Source organism: Magnetospirillum sp. 15-1 (assembly GCF_900184795.1).
In the GTDB taxonomy this organism is placed as follows: domain Bacteria; phylum Pseudomonadota; class Alphaproteobacteria; order Rhodospirillales; family Magnetospirillaceae; genus Phaeospirillum.
This window is the reverse complement of the sequence record NZ_FXXN01000028.1, coordinates 763356-782332: the sequence shown is the minus strand read 5'-3', so window position 1 is coordinate 782332 and position 18977 is coordinate 763356. Positions and strand designations below refer to the sequence as shown.

16 protein-coding genes are annotated in these 18977 nt (G+C 64.5%); 5 read left to right on the top strand and 11 right to left on the bottom strand.

Going from position 1 to position 18977, the window contains the following annotated elements; translation table 11 throughout:
- The first annotated feature begins 1 nt into the window (after nt 1).
- The 3 genes from padI to CP958_RS24915 are packed head-to-tail and all read left to right on the top strand — an operon-like array spanning nt 2 to nt 3876.
- Nucleotides 2-1318 carry an NADH-dependent phenylglyoxylate dehydrogenase subunit beta gene (gene padI, locus CP958_RS24925; RefSeq protein WP_096704850.1) on the top strand — a complete coding sequence of 439 codons (1317 nt, stop codon included), beginning with the start codon at nt 2-4 and terminating at the stop codon, nt 1316-1318.
- A 59-nt stretch (nt 1319-1377) separates the two neighbouring features.
- A complete protein-coding gene (locus CP958_RS24920) occupies nt 1378-2697 on the top strand; it encodes a phenylacetate--CoA ligase (protein ID WP_096705047.1) in 1320 nt (439 codons plus the stop codon).
- A gap of 30 nt (nt 2698-2727) precedes the next feature.
- Nucleotides 2728-3876, top strand: a complete 1149-nt coding sequence (locus CP958_RS24915) for an ABC transporter substrate-binding protein (protein WP_197706461.1) — start codon at nt 2728-2730, stop codon at nt 3874-3876.
- An 81-nt stretch (nt 3877-3957) separates the two neighbouring features.
- Here CP958_RS24915 and CP958_RS24910 read toward each other — a convergent pair whose 3' ends face one another.
- Nucleotides 3958-4596, bottom strand: coding sequence for a TetR/AcrR family transcriptional regulator (locus tag CP958_RS24910; protein WP_170959107.1), 639 nt, complete (start codon nt 4594-4596; stop codon nt 3958-3960).
- 199 nt (nt 4597-4795) lie between these two features.
- Here CP958_RS24910 and CP958_RS24905 point away from each other — a divergent pair, with 199 nt between their 5' ends.
- A complete protein-coding gene (locus CP958_RS24905; protein ID WP_170959106.1) occupies nt 4796-5644 on the top strand; it encodes a helix-turn-helix transcriptional regulator in 849 nt (282 codons plus the stop codon).
- 4 nt (nt 5645-5648) lie between these two features.
- Here the strand turns inward: CP958_RS24905 and meaB are convergent, their stop codons facing one another.
- The 10 genes from meaB to CP958_RS24855 all read right to left on the bottom strand — a co-directional run bounded on the left by meaB (nt 5649) and on the right by CP958_RS24855 (nt 18354).
- Complete coding sequence (gene meaB, locus CP958_RS24900; RefSeq protein ID WP_096704846.1) at nt 5649-6614, bottom strand: methylmalonyl Co-A mutase-associated GTPase MeaB; 966 nt, start codon at nt 6612-6614, stop codon at nt 5649-5651.
- 19 nt (nt 6615-6633) lie between these two features.
- Nucleotides 6634-7050, bottom strand: a complete 417-nt coding sequence (locus CP958_RS24895; RefSeq protein WP_197706460.1) for a cobalamin-dependent protein — start codon at nt 7048-7050, stop codon at nt 6634-6636.
- Nucleotides 7051-7062: 12 nt separating this feature from the next.
- Nucleotides 7063-8682, bottom strand: coding sequence for a methylmalonyl-CoA mutase family protein (locus tag CP958_RS24890; RefSeq protein WP_096704845.1), 1620 nt, complete (start codon nt 8680-8682; stop codon nt 7063-7065).
- Nucleotides 8683-8969: 287 nt separating this feature from the next.
- A complete protein-coding gene (locus tag CP958_RS24885) occupies nt 8970-10091 on the bottom strand; it encodes an ABC transporter substrate-binding protein (RefSeq protein ID WP_242443136.1) in 1122 nt (373 codons plus the stop codon).
- 59 nt (nt 10092-10150) lie between these two features.
- Nucleotides 10151-11383 carry an AMP-binding protein gene (locus CP958_RS24880; protein ID WP_197706458.1) on the bottom strand — a complete coding sequence of 411 codons (1233 nt, stop codon included), beginning with the start codon at nt 11381-11383 and terminating at the stop codon, nt 10151-10153.
- Between the two features lie 207 nt (nt 11384-11590).
- A complete protein-coding gene (locus tag CP958_RS24875) occupies nt 11591-12211 on the bottom strand; it encodes a TetR/AcrR family transcriptional regulator (protein ID WP_096704842.1) in 621 nt (206 codons plus the stop codon).
- 77 nt (nt 12212-12288) lie between these two features.
- The gene (locus CP958_RS24870) at nt 12289-13371 is read right to left on the bottom strand and encodes a CaiB/BaiF CoA-transferase family protein (RefSeq protein WP_197706457.1); all 1083 of its coding nucleotides are present in this window, start codon (nt 13369-13371) and stop codon (nt 12289-12291) included.
- Nucleotides 13372-13664: 293 nt separating this feature from the next.
- The gene (locus CP958_RS24865) at nt 13665-14891 is read right to left on the bottom strand and encodes an MFS transporter (protein WP_096702052.1); all 1227 of its coding nucleotides are present in this window, start codon (nt 14889-14891) and stop codon (nt 13665-13667) included.
- Nucleotides 14892-14967: 76 nt separating this feature from the next.
- Nucleotides 14968-16188 carry an ABC transporter substrate-binding protein gene (locus tag CP958_RS24860; protein ID WP_242442850.1) on the bottom strand — a complete coding sequence of 407 codons (1221 nt, stop codon included), beginning with the start codon at nt 16186-16188 and terminating at the stop codon, nt 14968-14970.
- Between the two features lie 24 nt (nt 16189-16212).
- The gene (locus CP958_RS24855; RefSeq protein ID WP_096704841.1) at nt 16213-18354 is read right to left on the bottom strand and encodes a molybdopterin-dependent oxidoreductase; all 2142 of its coding nucleotides are present in this window, start codon (nt 18352-18354) and stop codon (nt 16213-16215) included.
- A 426-nt stretch (nt 18355-18780) separates the two neighbouring features.
- Between CP958_RS24855 and CP958_RS26585 the strand changes: the two genes are divergently transcribed.
- Nucleotides 18781-18954, top strand: a complete 174-nt coding sequence (locus CP958_RS26585) for a hypothetical protein (protein WP_170958945.1) — start codon at nt 18781-18783, stop codon at nt 18952-18954.
- Nucleotides 18955-18977 lie beyond the last annotated feature (23 nt).

Sequence of the window (18977 nt, the reverse complement as noted above, 5' to 3'; positions counted from 1 at the left end):
CTTGGCCGCGCAAGACACCATCCGCTTCATCCCCGAACGCTGCGACGGCTGCGGCGATTGCATGAAAGCCTGCTCCGACGCCAAGGGAGGCGCCAGCCGCATCTCGGTGGTGGCGGGCGTGGACCAAGGCTGGGAGATGGCGCTGTGCCGCCAGTGCGGCGATCCCAAATGCGTCGCCAACTGCCCGGCCGGTGCCCTGGACAAGCATGGCCGCACGGGTGTCGTCGGCTGGTCGGCCGAACTGTGCGTCGACTGCCATCTGTGCACCCTGGGCTGCGCCTATGGCGGCATCGCCTTCGATCCGGCCGCCGGGCATGTGGGCAAATGCGACATGTGCGACGGCGCCCCGGCCTGCGTTCCCGCCTGCTCCAAGGGCGCGCTGGAGCACCTGTCGGCCGCCGCCCGCCTGCATGCGGTCCACGCCGAGCGGGAGGATATGTTCGTCCCCGGCCTGTCAGCCTGCCAGGGCTGCAATTCCGAACTGCTGATCCGCCACACCATGCGCCGCGTCGGCCGCGAGTCCATCGTGGCGGCGCCGCCCGGCTGCATCCCCGGCATGGGCACGGTGGGCTATAACGGCCAGACCGGCTCCAAGGTCCCCATCTTCCACCCGCTGCTGACCAACACGGCGGCCATGCTGGGCGGCATCAAGCGCCAGTACGAGCGCAAGGGCAAGGACGTCACGGTGGTGGCCCTGGCCGGCGACGGCGGCGCGGTGGACGTGGGCTTCCAGTCGCTGTCGGGCGCCGCCGAGCGGGGCGAGCACGTCCTGTTCATCTGCGTCGACAACGAAGGCTACATGAATACCGGCATGCAGGCCTCGGGCTCCACCACCTTCGGGTCGTGGACCTCGACCACCCCGGTGGGCGAGGTCGGACGGGGCAAGTCCACCGACGGCAAGTACCTGCCGCAACTGATGACGGGCCACGGCTGCGCCTATGTGGCCACCGCGTCGACCGCCTTTCTCGACGACTACCACGCCAAGCTGGAACGTGCCCTGGCCGCCAGCCGCGCCGGCTTCGCCTATCTTCACGTCCACGCCCCCTGCCCCACCGGCTGGCGCTTTCCGGCGGCCATGACCACGGAAGTCTGCCGCCGCCAGGTGGAAAGCAACTTCGTCACCCTGTGGGACTTCACCCCGGCGGACGGCCTGCGCTTCACCCGCGGGGTCGAGCGCCCCCGGCCGGTGGCCGATTACGTGCGGATGATCGGCAAGTACAAGCATCTGGCCCCCGCCGACCTGGAGCGCATCCAGGCCTCGGTCGACCGGCGGGTCGAGACGCTGCAGGGCTTTCAGCGGCGATCCGCCGCCGAGTGATCACCCCCGACGCGGCCCAAGACCGCGCGGGGAACGAGGGAACGGCTTCGGAGGAATCAATGTCCGTCATCACGCGGGCAGCGTCGGCTGCCATGTTCGACCCCGTGCACGAGACCATGTCGCGCGACGAACTCCAGAATTTGCAACTGCGCCGTCTGTGCTGGACCCTGGGCCACGCCTGCGACAATGTGGCCCATCATCGCCGGGCCTTCGCCGCCAAGGGGATCAGGCCGGCCGACGTGGGCAGCCTGGACGACCTGCGCCACGTCCCCTTCACCACCAAGCTCGACCTGCGCGACAACTACCCCTACGGCCTGCTGGCCGTCCCGCGCGAGGGGCTGAGCCGCCTGCACGCCAGTTCGGGCACCACCGGCAAGCCCACGGTGGTCGGCTATACCAGGGCCGATCTGGAGACCTGGGCCAACCTGGGAGCCCGGACCCTGGCGGCCTGCGGCGCGCGGCCGGGCGATCTGGTCCACAATGCCTATGGCTACGGCCTGTTCACCGGCGGCCTGGGCTTTCACTACGGGGCCGAGCGTCTGGGCTGCACCGTCACCCCCATGTCGGGCGGCAATACCGAGAAGCAGATCGCCATGATCGCCGATCTTGGCGCCACCGTTCTGGCCTGTACGCCCTCCTACGCGCTCAACATCGCCGAGCAGGCCGAAAAGGACGGCATCGACCTGGCCGGCGGCCCGCTCCGTCTGGCGGTGTTCGGAGCCGAGCCCTGGAGCGAGGGCATCCGGGCCGATATCGACCGCCGTCTGGGCGTGCACGCCCAGGACACCTATGGCCTGTCCGAGATCATGGGGCCGGGGGTCGGCGCCGAATGCCCCGAGCGCAACGGCCTGCACGGCTGGGAAGACCATTTCCTGTTCGAGGTCATCGACCCCGAAACGCTGGAACCGCTGCCGCCCGGCGAGGTGGGGGAACTGGTCATCACCACGCTGACCAAGCAGGCACTGCCCATGGTGCGCTACCGCACCCGCGACATCACCCGCCTGATGACCGCGCCCTGCGGCTGCGGCCGCACCCATGTCCGGCTGGAACGGATCACCGGCCGCTCCGACGACATGCTGATCATCCGGGGCGTCAACGTCTATCCGTCCCAGGTGGAATCCGTGTTGCTGGGCCGTGACGGCATTGCTCCCCATTACCAGTTGGTGGTGCGCCGCGAGGGCGCCATGGACCACCTGACCGTGGAGGTCGAGGCCGACCCGCTGCTGGCCGACGGCGACTATTCCCGTGTCGGGGCCGACATCCGCCATCACGTCAAAAGTCTGATCGGCGTCACCTGCGACGTCGTTCTGAGGAATCCGGGCGAGCTTCCGCGCTCGCTCGGCAAGGCGGTCCGCGTCAAGGACCTCAGAAAAGCGTGAAACAGGAGTGGGGAGGAAAACGTCATGTTCATGTCCAGAAGGCAAATGCTCACGGCCGCGCTTGGCCTGGGCCTCGCCCTGTCGGCCCAGGCGGCCCGGGGCGCCGAAACCATCAGAATCGGCGCGCCGCTGTCCTTCACCGGCCCGGCCTCGTTTCTCGGCGAACCCGAGAAGAAGGTCCTCGAGATGTATATCGAGCAGATCAACAAGGAAGGCGGCGTCCTGGGCCGCAAGCTCGAGCTGATCACTTATGACGACGGCGGTCAGGCGGAAAAGGCGGTCGGCAACGTCAAGCGCCTGATCCAGAACGACAATGTGGACGTATTGATCGGCGGCACCACCACCGCCACCACCATGGCCATGGTGCCGCTGATCGAGCGGGGCGAAACCCCCTTCATCTCCCTGGCCGGCGCCGTGGTGGTGGTCGAACCGGTCAAGAAGTGGGTGTTCAAGGTCTCACACAACGACCGCATGGCCGCCGAACGGGTGCTGGCCGACATGAAGAAGCGCGGCATCACCAAGGCGGCGATCATTTCCGAGGATGCCGGCTTCGGCAAATCGGGCCATGACGAGACCCTGAAGGTGGCCAAGGACAGCGGCGTCGAGATCGTCGCCGACGAGATCTATTCGTCCAAGGACCCCGACGTCACCGCCCAGCTTACCAAGATCAAGAATACTCCCGGCGTTCAGGCGGTGTTCAATTTCGGTCTGGGCCAGGGTCCGGCCATCGTCACCAAGAACTACCGCCAGTTGGGCATCACCCTGCCGCTCTACCAGTCCCACGGCGTCGCCTCCAAGGAGTTCATCCGTCTGGCCGGCGATGCCGCCGAAGGGGTCAGGCTGCCGGCCAGCGGACTGGTGGTGGCCGACCAGTTGCCCGCCGCCGACCCGCAAAAGCCGGTGGTCACCCTGTTCGCCAAGACCTATCAGGCCAAGGCCGCCACCGATCCGTCCACCTTCGCCGGCCACGCCTACGACGCGCTGCAGATCGTCATGGCCGCCATCAACCGGGCCGGCTCCACCGACAAGGCCAAGGTCAGGGACGAGATCGAGAAGACGTCGGGTTACGTGGGTACCGGCGGCATCGTATCCATGACCGCCGCCGATCATCTGGGCCTGTCGCTTCGGGCCTTCCATGTCGTCGAGGTGAAAGGTGGGTCCTGGTCCCTGGTGGACTGAAACCATCTTCCAGGCCGGTCTTCAGCGGGTACCTTCCACCGGCCAACTGGCCGCGCCATCCCACGGGTGGCGCGGCCCTTGTTATTCCAGGAGATAGCGGGACGGGTCGGAGGCCAGGCCACGGGCCAGTTGCCGGCTCATGGCACGGGCGATGTCGTCGCCCGAGCGCGCTCCGCCCGCCCTGAACCAGCGCGACACCCAATTGCCCGCTCCCAGGACGCTGAACACCGCCAGCTTGGGATCACACGGCACGATGGAGCCATCGGCGATGCCGTCGGCGACCAGAGCGCGGAAGCGGCCCTCGAAGGCGCGGCGCCGGGCCAGGATGGCCTCGTTCTCGGCGCCGGTCATGGTGCCCTCCTCCATCAGCACCAGACAGGCGCTGGACGAGGCGGTCAGCGAGCGGATGTAGAGATAGAGCGCGATGCGCAGCCGCTCGACGCCATCGGCCGGACTGGCCTCGCCCTCGGTCACCGCCGCCTCGGCCGCGTCCAGGGACAGGCAGTGCAGCCGGTACAAGAGAGCCTGCTTATTAGGGACATAACGGTAGAGCGCCGGCTTGGAAATCCCCAGGGCGGTGGCGATGTCGTCCAGCGACGTGCCGTGAAAGCCCTTTTCGGTGAAGGCGCCGGCGGCACATTCATACAGGGCCTCGAGCTTCAGTTCCCGCTGGGCGGCGCGGTTGGGAAAGGCCGGGCTGCCCTGCCTGGGAATTGCCATTCGCGTCACGCGCCTTCCGCCTCGGGCTGAAATCATGGCGAAGGCTAGCCTCCCCCCATACCGATGGCAAGGGCTTAGTTACCACCAAGTAACATAGTTACCATACAGTAACTTCAGCGTTGGCCGCATCACCTTGGGCATGTTAGGGTCTTTGCCTGAAGAGGGCGAAACAAGGCCCGCTCGGAGGGAGGATCGCGCAATGGAAGCACCCATCGGCTTGAAAGGCCCGGGGGGCCGGTCGTCGTCGGCCGATTGGCAGGATTACAGCGAGATCGCCGCCCGGACGGGCGACGGCGACCTTGGCCGGCGGCTGGCGGCGGTGATCGCCGCCATCGGCCAGGAGCGGTTCGAGGCGCGGCTGGCCGATCTGCTGGCCGCCGCCGCCAATCTGGACCAGATCAACGTGGTTTCGCTGGAGGGCGAGCGGACCCGCCCGCTGTTCTCCTGGCACCGGGCCTGTCCGGAAATGGCCTCGGATCTGGTCGGCCAATACGTCTCGGAACGGTTCTTCCAGCGCGACCCCACCCTGGACCGCCTGACGCGCTCCAAGCGCCAGGGGCTATGCCTGGGCCTGATGCGGCGCGGGCAGATCGAGGACGACTGGTACCGGCGCCACTTCTTCGACGACGCCCAGTTGGAGGGCAAGCTCTCCATCCTCGACCAGAGCCAGACCCACGCCATCTACCAGAACTACTATTTCGCCACCGGTACCGAGGCGTTCTCGCTGCGGGAGGTGGAGAATCTGGCCCGGCTGGCCGAGACCGCGTCGCAATGCATCCTCCGCCACCTGGAGCTGCGCGCGACCCCGGCCGAACCATCCCGGCCGGACCCGGCCACGGTATCGCGCATCCTCAACCGCCGGGCGCCATCGCTGGCGGTGCGCGAGCGCGAGGTGTGCAGTCGCATCGTCACCGGCTACACCACCGAAGCCATCGCGCTGGATTTGGGGATCACCGCGAACTCGGTGGCCACCTATCGCAAGCGCGCCTACGCCAAGCTGGGAATTTGCAGCCAGCACCAGCTGTTCCTGCTCTGCCTCGATACCTAAAACCTCAGGTCATGGCGGCGATGAGCCCGGCGGCAAGGGCATAGGGGTCCCGCTCCCGGACCAGCACAGAATCGATCATGGCCTCGACCGCTTGGCCGTCCTCGGAGTGGAGCCGCCGGTCAAGCATGTCGCGAACGATTTCCGCAGTGCGGTGACGTATCCGCTCTCGGGCGCGACGGCGAGCCATTTCCGGATTTTCCCGCAGGTTCCGGAAGCGGTTTTCGATCTGGTCCGCCAGTTCATCCGCCCCCTGTCCAAGCAGCGACTGTGTCTTGATCACCGGCGGAACCCAGGAGCAGTCGCCGGGATTCAGATGCTGGCCGAGAGAGATCATGTCGCGAAGCTGGCGACAGGTCCGGTTGGCGTCGGGATGGTCACCCTTGTTCACCACGTAGATATCGCCGATTTCGTTGATCCCGGCCTTCGCCGCCTGGATATCGTCCCCTCCCATGGGGGTCTGCACCAGGGCGACGACGTCGGCATGACGGATGATGTCGGTTTCGTTCTGACCGACTCCCACCGTCTCGACCACGACGATATCCCAGGGCATGGCGTCGAGAACGGTAAGAGCGTCGCCAACCGCCTTGGTCAGGCCGCCGAGCTGGCCGCGTGACGCCATGCTGCGGATGAACACTTGGTCATCACAACTGTGCTCGGCCATCCTCAGGCGGTCGCCGAGCACGGCTCCGCCGGAAAACGGGCTGGAGGGGTCGACGGCCAGGATCGCCACCTTCAGCCCCCGCTTCCGCCAGACCTTGACCAACTGGCTCACCAGCGAGCTTTTGCCCGCCCCGGGCGGTCCGGTGACACCGACCACCCGGCTGCGCCCCCCCGCCCGATAAAGGGCCTGCAGCAGCGAGACGACCTCGGTGTCGCCACGCTCGATCCGGCTGATGATCCGGGCGCAGGTCCTGATATCGCCGGAACCCAGGGCGTCGATCAGTCCCTTGTCCTCGCCGTTGATTTTCATGACAACCTCCCGGAGCGCCTCAAGCCGAGCGCCGCTGAGCTCCCCTCGCGTTGGCGACGATGTAGCCGATGATGTCGGCGCTGGAGCTTCCGGGCGGAAACACCTCGGCCACTCCCCGGCCCTTCAGTTGCTTGGCGACGTGCTTGGGGATGTTGCCGCCGCAGATCACCGGAACGTCGGACATCTCGTTCTTGCGCAGCAGTTCCACCAGATATTCGATCTGGATGTAGTTGGAGGCGTGCGAACTGATGCCGATGACGTCGACGTCTTCCTGAATGGCCGCCTGCAGAATCATTTCCGGTGTCTGGGTGGCGCCGAGATAGATCACCTCGAAACCGGCATCCCGCAAAACCCGGGCGACGATTTCGCCGCCGGTGGTATGCCCATCCAGGCCGATCATCGACACGATGGCCTTGATTCCCTTTCCTTTCAGCATGATCAAATCCTCCTACTCAAACGTGAAAGGGCATTCGATCATCTCGAACGGGTCATAGCTGAGACCGCGCCCCTTGCGAATGACCCCCATGACCTCGCCCACCGTCGCGTAGGCCTTCACCGCCTCGATGATCGACGGCATCAGGTTGAAGCGGTCATCCTTTCGCGCGTCCGCATACAACTGGCCGATGGTGGCGTTCAGAAGCGCCTGATCGCGCGTCGGCTTCCATTCGGCCATGCGGTTGGCGATCGTCTCCGAATCCTGGGAGTGGACTTCCTGGATGGGGATCTCGAAGTCATCTTCCGGCGGGATCACCAGGTGATTGACGCCGACCACCAGACGCTCCTTGCCGTCGATCTCGCGGAATTTCTTGGCCGCCTCGGCGGAGAGCATTTCCTGGATGAAGCCCTTTTTAAGCGCGGCAACCATCCCGCCCATGGCCTGGATTTCGTTGTAGATCTTGTAGCCCTCTTCCTCGACCTTGTTGGTCAGGGCCTCGACGAAGTAGGAGCCCGCCAGGGGGTCCACCACGTCGGCGGCCCCGGATTCGTAGGCGACGATGTGCTGGGTATTCAGCGACATCCGCGCCGCCAGGGCCGACGGCTCGGAATGGGCGTTGTCCAAGGTGGCGTTGTCCAGGGCGGAACAGCCGCCGATGACGCCGGCCAACGTCTGGATGGCGCACCGGGCGATATTGTTCAAAGGCTGCTGATAGGTCATGGTCCGGCCCGAGGTATGGACCGCCATCAGCAACTGGCAGGCCTTTTCGGTTTTCGCGCCGAACTCCTCCTTCGCCATTCTGGCGTACATGCGCCGCAGGGCCCGCATCTTGGCGATTTCCTCGAAGAACCGCGTGCCGACGCTGACCAGTTCGTAGGGCAACAGAGAAGTGGTATCGAAGTCGAGGCCACGCTCGTTGATCAGGCGCCCGCAGATCTCCTTGACCATGGACAGGTTGACGGCCAGCGCCTGGGCGCTGTTGCCCCCGGATTCCTGGAAATGCTGGGAGATAATGCTGGCCCGCATGCGAATCTTGTTGCGCAGCACGTATTCCGACGCATCGAGAAACAGCTTCAGATTCAGATCGAACGGACTGACGTCGGTCTGGCCGAAATAGTTCTCGAACGGCGATTCCATGACGCTGCCATGGATCTTGCTGGGATCGATCCCGCGCTTTTGGGCAAGCGCCACCACATAGGCCAGCCTCAGCGTGCTGGGGGCGCTGGAGCCCAGCAGGGTGATCGACTGACCAGTAAGGGGAATATCCTCCATCATCTCCTCGAATTCGAGGAGGGAGCAGCCCGGCCAGCCCAGCACGCCGGCCTCCCGGCGGCCGAGCGGATGATCCGGGTCGATACAGTCTGAGAAAACGCGGTCGCTGATGACGCAGATTCCGCCGACCTGACCCATGTCGCGATATTTTTTCAGGACCTTGTTGGCATCGACCGACGTGCCGAGCCCGGCCGTCATCCGCTGGGTCCACATCCGGCTGCGATAGCCCTCGGGATAATAGCCCCGGGTATAGGGGTACCCCCCCGGATCGTTGAGATCCCTGGAATAGTCAAACCCGGCAACATCCTCGGGACCATACACAGACTTCAGCGCATAGCCGTAATCGGTTTCTCTTTTCATCGGTCCATCTCCGACTTCACAGCGAACACGGCACAGGGACGTTCAGAGACCCCACACCATCGGCTCCACCCATATTTAAAAGACCGACCGATCGGTCTGTTAAATGACTATATGAGACACGACATTCCACGTCAACACTCCAGGATTATCGGATTTATGCCGAGTTCATCGTCGACCGGAAGGGCGGAATATATAGACCACCCGTACGGTCTTTAATCTCCACCCGCAGCGCGGCGGCATCCGCCCCCTTTCCAGATGGCGGATACCGCCCCGGCGCCCGGCCATCCCTACGGAGTGGCCAGACGCCAGACGCCGCCCCGAACCTCGGCGATGCGGAAGGCCGATGCGTCCAACCCCATGTGGTCTTGGGCGCTCATGGTGAACACGCCCCCGGTGCCGGCGAAGCTCCTGGTCGCCTCGATGGCGTCACGAACCTTTCCACGATCGACCGAATTGGCCCGCTTGATGGCCTCGACCAGCATGTTGAAGGCATCGAAGGCATAGCCACCGAACGGCGACGGCGGTTTGCCGTAGCGCTCCTGGTAGGAACGGATGTAGCCGAGCGCCACCTCCCGCTGGGGATCGGAGGACGACAGATCGCCGGCCACCAGCAGGGCCGGAGCAGGCAGACGCACCCCTTCCGCCGCCTCTCCCGCCATGTCGATGAAGGACTGGGACGCCACTCCGTGGGAGTGATACAGCGGGTAGGTCATGCCAAGCTGGCGGTAATTCTTGGTCAGGATCGCCGGTGCGACACCGGCTCCGATGACCAGGACTCCCTGGACGTCGGCGGCGGTCCGGACCTTGGCGAGCTGTGCCCCCATGTCGACGTCCTTGGGGAAGAACACCTCGTCCAGCAGAATGGTCATGCCGTTCGCCGCCGCGATGTCGACCGCGATGTCGTGTCCGGACTTGCCGAACCCGTCCGCCCCGGTCAGCAGCGCGATCCTGGTGATTCCCCGGGCCTTCATGTCGTCGAAGGTCCGGACCACCGCCATCCGGTCGGTTTGAGGAGTCTTGAACACCCATTTCCTGGCGGGAACCACGATGGGCTCCGCCCCGGCCAGGGAGATCATGGGCATCTCGCCCCTTTCGGCGAGGGGCAAAATCGCCAGGCTGGCTCCGCTGGTGCTGCTTCCGATGATGGCGTCCACCTTGTCGCCCTCGATCAACCGGTTGGTATAGGTGCGGGCGGCGGCGGCATCGCCGCCGTCATCGTAGACGATCAGCTTGACCGGCCGCCCCAGCAGGCCGCCCTTGGCGTTGATCTGGTCGACCAGCATTTCCAGCGTCTTGAGCTCGGGGTCGCCGATATACGACACCGCCCCGGTCACCCCCAGAACCGCCCCGATCCGGATCGGCTCGGCGGCGGTGGCGGGACCGGAAACAGCCGCGACCCAAGATGCCATGACGCCCAAAAGCATTCCTATGGCTCGTGCTCCGTTCTTGAACATTCTCGCCTCCTCCGTCAGTTTTTCCTCACATGGACACGCACGGCTTTGGCCTCGTATCGAGGAAGCGTGCCTTCATCGTGGCAAATGACATTGGCCCTGATGCCGATTCGGGAATGGACGGCATGCTGGACCCTGTAGGCCACGTCCTCGCGGGGGACGTTGGAACCCTTGGTCTTTTCGATCTCGATATTGATTTCCTCGAGGACCTTGTCCTCGCGGTCGATGACGATATGCCACGCCTCTTTCACCGCTCCTTCCGTATTGGCGATGATGTCTTCGATCTGGGTGGGAAACACGATGACGCCGCGGACCTTGAGCATGTCGTCGCTGCGACCGATGATCCGGCCGACCAGCGGCATGCCCTTGCGGCCGCAGGGGCAGTCGTATGGGTGATCGGACAATCGGACGAGATCGCGGGTCCGCCAGCGAACCACCGGACTGGCATCGCGGTCCAGGGTGGTGATCACCAGTTCGCCGACCTCGCCCGGCCCGACCGGCGACATGGTCGCCGGGTCGAGAATCTCGGTGATGATGGTGTCCTCGTTGATCAGGTGCATCTCGTCCCGATCATGGGAATACGGGCAGGAAATACCGAGCACTGGCCCGCCCGCCTCGGTGGTTCCGTAAATATTGTGGGCGATGAAGCCGGGCGGCAGGGCGGCCTCCAACTGGTCGCGGAACGCCGCCGAAACGGATTGTCCGCCGAACAGGCCGACGCGAAGCTTCCAGTCCCGTTTGGGGTCCATCCCCATTTCATGCGCGGCGGTCACCAGGGTCATCAGCCAGAGCGGCGACATGGAGCAGGCGGTGTAGCCATGGTCGCGCAAATAAGCCAGGGCCAGTTCGGCCCGCCCCGGCCCCAACGGGAAATTGGTGGCGCCGTAGGCCTTCAGCCCCACGTCCAGCGCCAGCCCCCCGACCCAAAGGCCGTAGCCATAGCCCTGGTAGAACCGGTCGCTCGGCTCGACCCCGGCCGTCCGCAGGATACGGCACATCTGATAGGCCAGCAGATGATCCAGGTCGCGGTCGGTCATGCCGAACATGACGGGCAATCCGGTGGTGCCCGACGTCGCGATGAAGCGGCGGACCGTCGACATGTCGTTGGTCAGCATGGGAAAGGGGTAGAGATCGCGAAGATTGGTCTTCTCAAGGGTCGGGGCCGCCGCGAGCGCGTCGTGGCTTGCCAGATCGGTCGGAGACATGCCCGCCGATCGGAAATGGGCGACCCAGTCGGGCGACTTCGCCAAACGCCCTCCCAGGACGGCCAGCTTCCTTTTCTGGATGGCTAGAATCGCGTCTCTATCGAGACACTCCACCTCCGGATGCTGATACGCAGTCTTAGACATTGAAACCTCCCATTGCCCAAAAGCACGTTGGCTTTATTATATATCCGACCGTTCGGTCTTTTTTTAGATCAGGAAAATCCCCTCAACACCTTCGATGGGGCGGCAAGACTACAGGGGCTTGCCGTTGTCGGTAAAATCGGTGGCCTGAAGGCCGTTCATGAAGATACTGGAAGCCATTCTGGCAAGCCTCTCGGGACTGACACTCAGACCGGCGTCGTACCACGTATAAGTCCAGTTGATCATTCCAAAGAAAAGCATAATGACGGGGCGACTGACGCCCACACTCTTCATCAAGTTCGGGTTGATCTTCTCGATTATGCTTTCCGTAAACCTTACGACACGACGTTCCAACGCCACGATTCTCTCTCGCTCGCGTTCGTGCAGGCATCCCAGTTCGTTCATCAGAACCGTATGCCGGCTCTTTGAGCGGCTATAGGTCTTCATCAGCAACAGCGTAAGAGTCTCGAACTGCTTGACCGGCTCCGGCGACGCCTGCATGGCCGAGCCGACAACATCGAACACCGTCTCGACATGCTCTGAAATTATGGTGTCAAGAACCTCATGCTTTGATTTGAAGTAATGGTATATGCCCGATTTTGAAAGACCGCTTACTTCCGATATCTCGGTAATCGACGTATTGGCAAAGCCCTGCTTCGCGAACAGATCGGCCGCCTTATCAAGAATGGCGACCTTGATCGCGTCATAATCCTGGGACCGGGTCCTCGCCATCAATCAACCCCTTGCTTCGCCGCGCCACGCACCGCCGCATGGCCTTTCGCCCAGGGTGCATAACACCGCCCGGACGGTCAAACATTTCCATACCCGTTGGCCTCCCCAAGACGCGGAGCCGCCGCGACGCGCCGTTCCGACCGGAAGGCCGGCGCCACCGCCACGGGCAGGGCGGGGATCACCTCCCCACCCTCCAGTTGGACCTGATACCCGAACAGGTCGCGGCTTTGGGCATGGGGGGCGTTCAGCGCGGCCTCCAGGTCCTCGACCACGCTGCAACACGCATCCTTGTCGGCGAAGATCGCCCGCCAGTGGTCGGACGGGTGCCGCCTGACCAGCTTCGCCACCCCTTCGGCAGTGGCGGCGGGATCACGCCGGTCATCGCGCAAGGAAGGAGGCAGATCGATGACGGCGCAGAATTCCGCCCAAAACCGGTCTTCCACGGCGCCGACCGCCAGCATCCGGTTGTCGGCGGTTTCGTACAGGCGGTAGCGCGGCAAGCCGCCGGTAAAGAATCCCTGCCCGGCCGACGGCCAACTCCCCGCCACCAGCCCCTGGGCCAGGTCCCAGAACATGAGCGGGTACAGGTTGTCCGTCATGGCCACGTCGATGTGGCGGCCTTCTCCGTCGCGGTCGCGCGCCGCCAGGGCCAGGAGGATATTGATCACCGCCGGGTAAGCCCCGCCGACGATATCGGCGATCAGGACCGGCGGCATGGACCGGGACTGCGACAACACGCCCGCCTCGGCCAGATAATTCAGGTCGTGCCCGGCCCGCGCGGCCTTGGGACCGGACTGACCATATCCGGTAATGGAGCAATAGATCAGTCGCGGATTGATCTCGCGGACGGCATCCCACCCCAGGCCGGAACGGGCCATCACTCCGGGGCGGAACTGTTCGATAAGAATATCGGCGCGGGCAATGACGTCGAGCAGTTCCGCCCGCCGCCGCTCGTCCTTCAGATCGATGCAAAGGCTGCGTTTGCCCCGGTTCAGCATGGCGAAAACAGCGGAGGACATGAGGCGGCTTTCGTCCCCGAAGCCGGGGCGCTCGACCTTGACAACCTCCGCCCCCGCCTCCGCCAGCATCAGGGATGCCAGCGGGCCAGGCAGCAAAGTGCTGAAATCCACCACCTTAAGACCCGTTAGCGGCTGCATCATCCCCTCGCACAAGCCATTTCCGATTATTAGTCCGTCCGTTCGGTCTTTGTCAAGCCCCACATACCCAGTATTGATCAGCCATATCACCGATAATAAAATAATTAATTGACCGTTCAGTCGGCTTTATTTATCACTGTGGTGGTGAGCGGCCCACCGCCTTGGCGGCGGCTATTCCCGTCGGGGGAGTCGAAAAGCCAGACGTCCCTCCCCCGAAAACTAAAAGGGGGTGCCAGAATTCTAGCACCCCCGGCTTTTTCCATTGGGCGGCAAGGTCGGAACGGGGTCCCTGCGGATCAGTCGGCCTCTGAATAAGACAACCTCCGTTCGCTTTGCTCGACCAGAAGCCCGGCGATCACTCCAAGCATGGCGGCTCCGACCAGGAAGCTGCGGACGCTGTCCCAATTGCCGAACAGGCTGACCAGGCCTGCCGCCGTCAGCGGGCCGATCAGCTGGCCGAGATTGGAGCCTTGTATGACCATTCCGTTGGCCGCCCCGATCTGGCGCGGCCCGGAGGCATGCACGGCCGTGCCGCCAAGCACGGCGGACGGCAAAATTCCACCCAGACCGGAAAAGAGCAGGCACAGGGCAAAGCGGGTCTGGTCGCTGAGCGTGGGAGAGAAAATCCCGATGCAGCACAATCCCATGGCCGCATTGGCACCGACGACCAGTTGGCCGCGAGGGATACGGCAATGCAGCAGCCATGCGCCGAGAACGCCGCCGGGGGCATTGGCGGCGGCGATCAGGGCGGTCAGCCCGGCGGCGCCGACCGCATCGGTCCGCCGGGTCTCCATGAGCACACTGGGCAGCCATACGAGCAGGGACGACCACTGCACGGTATAGGCGGTGAAGGCGGCGGCCAGCCACCACAGCCCCGGCTGCCGGAGCGTCATCAGCAAGTCGTCGGCGACGCCCCGGACGGTACCGGCGCCGGGGACGGCATCGTTCCCGGGCAATTCCCGCGTGATCCAGGCCAGGAGGGCGGCCATGCCGAGGGAAACCCCGGCCAGCACCATCCAGAGCCCCCGCCACCCCAAGGCGGCTTCGATGAAGGGCGCCGTGGCCAGGGCGATCGCCACGCCGGTCGGCATGTAGACCCCAAGAAGCCCGAATGTCAGCCGCCGGTCGCGGGGCGCCGTCGCGGCCAGGATCAGGCCCGGACAGGACACCACCACCGAGATGAACCCGACGCCTTCGATACAGCGTCCGATCAGCAGCAGCACCTCATCGGAGGACAGGGCCCCCACCCCTCCGCCGATCGCCAGCAGGAGAAGACCGACAAGGGCGGACCGGCGATGGCCGAGCGTGTCTCCGATCATGCCCTGGACGATGCCGCAGGCCGAGCCCAGGGTATTGAACATGGAGACCACCCAGCCGGCGGCGACCAGCCCCAGGCCGAGTTCGCCGCGCAAGGCCGGAATCACCGTCGGAACCTTGCCGATATGAGCCGCGGCCACCACGCCGGCCAGGATCGATACGCCGACCACGGACCACCGTGTCGTTGCCTGTATCCCCATGTCCATGATCTCCGACGGAATCCGCTGCGGGCAGGTTGGGTAAGGCGGGGCCGGCGCGTCGAAGCCGGCCCCGGCCGATGGCCTACTTCTTCATGGCCTTCCACGGATCGGCGACCTGGGGAATGGTCTCGACCTCGACATTGGCCAGCTTGCCGCCCACCTCCTCGACCCGGCGGATATACTGGTTCTGGACGATGTCGCGGGTGGCCGGATCGATCTTGATGGGGCCGCGCGGACTCTTGGGGTTGGACCAGTTGGCCAGGAAGGCGATGGTCTTGTCCGCCTCGATCTTGCCCTTCTGGGCGATGATGGCGTCGAAGACGGCCTTCATGCCGTCCCAGCCGGCCACGGCGAAGAAGGTGGGAACCGACGCCTCGCCGTATTCCTTCTTCCAGGCCGCCACGAATTCCTTGTTCTCGGGCCGGTCGGCCGACGGCGAATACTGCAGCAAGGTGGTGACGCCCAGCGCCGCCTTGCCCATGTTGGGCAGTTCGTCGTCGCTGGTGATATCGCCGGGGCCGAGAATCCTCACCTTGGACCGGGTCAGTCCGATGTCGTCGAAGGCCTTCATGAAGGCGGTGGCCTGGGGACCGCCCGGATTGAACAGGTAGATGGTCTCGGGATTGGCTTCCTTGACCTTTTGCAGATAGGGCAGGTAATCACTGGTCTTGAGCGGGATGCGGACCGATCCGACGATGTCGCCGCCATTCTCGGTGAAGCCCTTGATGAAGGCGGTCTCGCCGTCATGGCCGGGAGCGAAGTCGCTGACCACGGTATAGGCCTTCTTCAGCCCCTGCTTGGCCGCCCATTGCCCCAGGGGATAGCTGGTCTGCCACAGGGTCCAGCCGGTGCGGATGACGTAAGGCGATTGTTCGGTCACCGCCGAACCGCCCGCCGTCATCACCACGAAGGGGACCTTGGCTTCCTTGGACAGCGCCGCCACCGCCGTGGCGTTGGGCGTCCATTGGCCGCCGGTCAGCATCTGAACCTTCTCGCGCAGGATCAGTTCCTGGGCCAGACGCTTGGCCACATCCGGGTTGGGACCGGTATCGTCGCGCCGGACCAGTTCCACATTGAGTCCGGCCGGCAGTTCGGCGCCATGCAGCTTGATGTAGAGATTGATGGCGCGGTCGATCTGCTCGCCCAGCGCCGCATCGCGCCCCGAATAGGTCAGAATCACTCCGACCTTGACCGTTTCCGCACCGGCGGGAAACGCCGCCAGCGCCGCTACTCCGACCACGGCGGCTTGCGCCGCCAGCCCGACCATTGCGGCCCGCGCCGCCTTCCAGAATGTTCGATGCATGCCTCTAACCTCCCGTTTTGGTGATTATTCCGCCTTGCCGATCCGGCACAGCAGTGCACGGAGCTGATAGGTTCCCATGGCCGGGTCGTAGGGCGGTTCATTGTTGGTCAACAGATTGACATTGGACTTCCAGACTCCGTATTCCGGCCCCTCCTCGTCGGGGAACCACCAGGCGTGCTCGGCGTTGATCACGCGCGCATCGATGCCGGTGGTGACCTTGGCCTTCTGCTTCATGCGGCCGCGCCTGGTCTCGATCCACATCCAGTCACCGTTATTGATGCCGAAGCGGGCTGCGGTCTCGGGGTGGATTTCCGCCTGCGGATCGCGCCGCGCCTTGCGCAGCTTGGGCAACTGGCGATGTTCCGAGTTGAAGTAGAAGGGAATGCGCCCGCCGGTGGTCAGCACCAGGGGGAAGTCCTTGGCGATTTCGGGCGAGGCGATCGGGCTTTCCGGCGGCTCCTCGTAATAGGGCAGCGGGGCGTAGCCCATGTCCTCCAGCCGGGTGGAATAGAGCTCGATCTTGCCGGTCGGCGTCTTGAAGCCCTTCTCCTCGTGCTTGCCGTACTTGAACGGCACCTTGACGAAGCCCTTCTGGGTCAGTTCCTCGAAGGTGATCCCCAGTCCCTTCAACTGGGAGTTCAGCACGTCGCGCACCGGCTCGGTGCAGCCGGGCAGGTTCATGCGCCGCGCCAGTTCGGTGAAGATCTCCTCGTCGGCCTTGCACTCGTGCACCCGGACCGCCTTCTGCTGGCCCAGCACCACGTTGGCGGCGATGGTCGGCAGGCCGGCGATCTGGTCCAGTTCCGGCCACGACGCGGCGGGCAGGACGATATCGGCCAGCTCGGCGGTGGGCGTCATGAACAGGTCGGCATTGACCATGAAGTCCAGCTTCATCAGCGATTCGTAGACCAGCGAACTGTTGGCGTAGGTGGTGAGCGTGTTGTTGCCGAACACCAGGAAGGCCTTGACCGGATAGGGCTTGCCCTCCCGCATGGCCTGAAGCAGGGTCGGGATGTGGGCGGCCGGCAGATCGGCGCCCTCGCCGCCCAGCAGCTTGAACTGCTGCCCGCCCAGGCGCTTGGCGTTGGCCTCCGGGCTCAGCAGTTCGATCAGGCTGGGGAAACGGCCGATGCCCTTCATGCCGAACACCCAGCCGCCGGGAATCTCGATATTGCCGGTCAGCACCGGAAGCATCGACAGCGCCCGGATGGTCTGGATGCATTTGGGCGTGTGCTCGATGGCGCAGCCCCATTCCAGCAGGGCCGGCTTGGCCTGGGCGAACAGCCGGGCCGCCGCCCGGATCTTTTCGGCCGAAACCCAGGTGATGGGCTCGGCCCATTCCGGCGTGTACTGCCGCACATGGGCGGCCAGTTCGGCAAAGCCGTGGGTCCAGCGGCTGACGAACACCTCATCATAGAGCTTTTCGCCGATGATGACGTTGAGCATGGCCAGCCCCAGCGCATCGTCGGCGCCGGGCCGCACCTGCAGCCAGATCTCCGCCCGCTTGGCCAGTTCGGTCTCGCGCGGGTCGACGACGATGATGTGCTTGGCGGCGGCCGCCGAATCGCGGGCGTTGAAGCGGGTCTCGCCATCCGGCCCGGAATTCACCGGGTTGTGCCCCCAGTACATGACGGTCTCGGCCGCGACGTCGCCGGTGAAGTCGCAGACCGGGTAGTCGCCCATGGTCAGGATGCAGGTGTTGACCCGGGGATGAAAGCACTGGGCGAAGCCCGGCTCGGCCCAGTTGGGCGTGCCCAGCGCATGGCCGAAGCGGGAAACCCAGCGGATGTGGTGACGCCCGGTACCGGTGCCGAGCGCGATGGATTCGGCGCCATACTTGGCCTTGATGTCGCCCAGCCGGGCAGCGATCTCGTCCAGCGCCTCGTCCCAGGTGATGCGGTCCCACTGACCCGAGCCGCGCTTGCCCACCCGGCGCATGGGATACTTCAGCCGGTCGGGATGGTAGACCAGATCACGGGTCACGGTGCCGATGGGGCAGAGGCGGCCGCGATTGAGGGGGGAATCCGGGTCGCCCTCCACCTTGATCAGCTCTCCGCCCCGGACGTGAAGCAGGGTGCCGCAGCCACCGTGACAGGACCGGCAGACGCTCTTCAGGACGGTCGTCTCGCCATCGGTCGCTTCAACGGACACTTCGGCTGGCGTCATCACGCTTCCTCCTCAAATCAAGAACCGCAAAGGCAATGTGCCGTGGCCGTACGGCACGACAGCGATGATCACATCACTGTATGCCGGGGGCGTTTCGGTCTTTGATTGAATATCGTCGGAGAGCGTTCGCAGAAATCGAACGGCAAAATCCCACGATATTGCGGAGGCGCAAGCGCCACATACAATAGAGATATTACAAAATATCCGCGCGCGACGTTCTGAAAATCCAAACGCAAAAATATCAATTGGCAACCGTGGCCGCCGTCACCTGCGGTTATCCTTGTCATGGTTCCTTTGAACCGCGCCGGTATGTCTGGATAGTGTTCTCCCCACTCCTGACCGGACACCGGGCCGCGATACCCTCTCCTGGCCGGGCGAGCAGTCGCCCGGCCCCTTTTTCCCGAACCTTCGTCCAGGGAGATTGCCGTGGATCACAGTTGGGAGGAGATCGATGAACTGGCCGAGATTCTCGAATCGGAAGCGGCGGGAAACGCCGTCAATACCGGAAAGGCCCGCGAGCTGGCCGGCCGCCTGATCGAGCTTTGCCCAGAGATCGCTTGCAGCATGCGCCTGATCCTCTCACGATTTCAGGCACCATAACCTCTAACCGGCGGAAGATATCC

What these genes read in the sequence shown, in the direction of transcription:
- CP958_RS24920 (WP_096705047.1), top strand. Translation starts at nt 1,378, where the DNA reads ATGTCCGTCATCACGCGGGCAGCGTCGGCTGCCATGTTCGACCCCGTG.
- CP958_RS24915 (WP_197706461.1), top strand. Translation starts at nt 2,728, where the DNA reads ATGTCCAGAAGGCAAATGCTCACGGCCGCGCTTGGCCTGGGCCTCGCC.
- CP958_RS24910 (WP_170959107.1), bottom strand. Translation starts at nt 4,596, where the DNA reads ATGGCAATTCCCAGGCAGGGCAGCCCGGCCTTTCCCAACCGCGCCGCC.
- CP958_RS24905 (WP_170959106.1), top strand. Translation starts at nt 4,796, where the DNA reads ATGGAAGCACCCATCGGCTTGAAAGGCCCGGGGGGCCGGTCGTCGTCG.
- meaB (WP_096704846.1), bottom strand. Translation starts at nt 6,614, where the DNA reads ATGAAAATCAACGGCGAGGACAAGGGACTGATCGACGCCCTGGGTTCC.
- CP958_RS24895 (WP_197706460.1), bottom strand. Translation starts at nt 7,050, where the DNA reads ATGCTGAAAGGAAAGGGAATCAAGGCCATCGTGTCGATGATCGGCCTG.
- CP958_RS24890 (WP_096704845.1), bottom strand. Translation starts at nt 8,682, where the DNA reads ATGAAAAGAGAAACCGATTACGGCTATGCGCTGAAGTCTGTGTATGGT.
- CP958_RS24885 (WP_242443136.1), bottom strand. Translation starts at nt 10,091, where the DNA reads ATGGCATCTTGGGTCGCGGCTGTTTCCGGTCCCGCCACCGCCGCCGAG.
- CP958_RS24875 (WP_096704842.1), bottom strand. Translation starts at nt 12,211, where the DNA reads ATGGCGAGGACCCGGTCCCAGGATTATGACGCGATCAAGGTCGCCATT.
- CP958_RS24870 (WP_197706457.1), bottom strand. Translation starts at nt 13,371, where the DNA reads ATGATGCAGCCGCTAACGGGTCTTAAGGTGGTGGATTTCAGCACTTTG.
- CP958_RS24865 (WP_096702052.1), bottom strand. Translation starts at nt 14,891, where the DNA reads ATGGACATGGGGATACAGGCAACGACACGGTGGTCCGTGGTCGGCGTA.
- CP958_RS24860 (WP_242442850.1), bottom strand. Translation starts at nt 16,188, where the DNA reads ATGCATCGAACATTCTGGAAGGCGGCGCGGGCCGCAATGGTCGGGCTG.
- CP958_RS24855 (WP_096704841.1), bottom strand. Translation starts at nt 18,354, where the DNA reads ATGACGCCAGCCGAAGTGTCCGTTGAAGCGACCGATGGCGAGACGACC.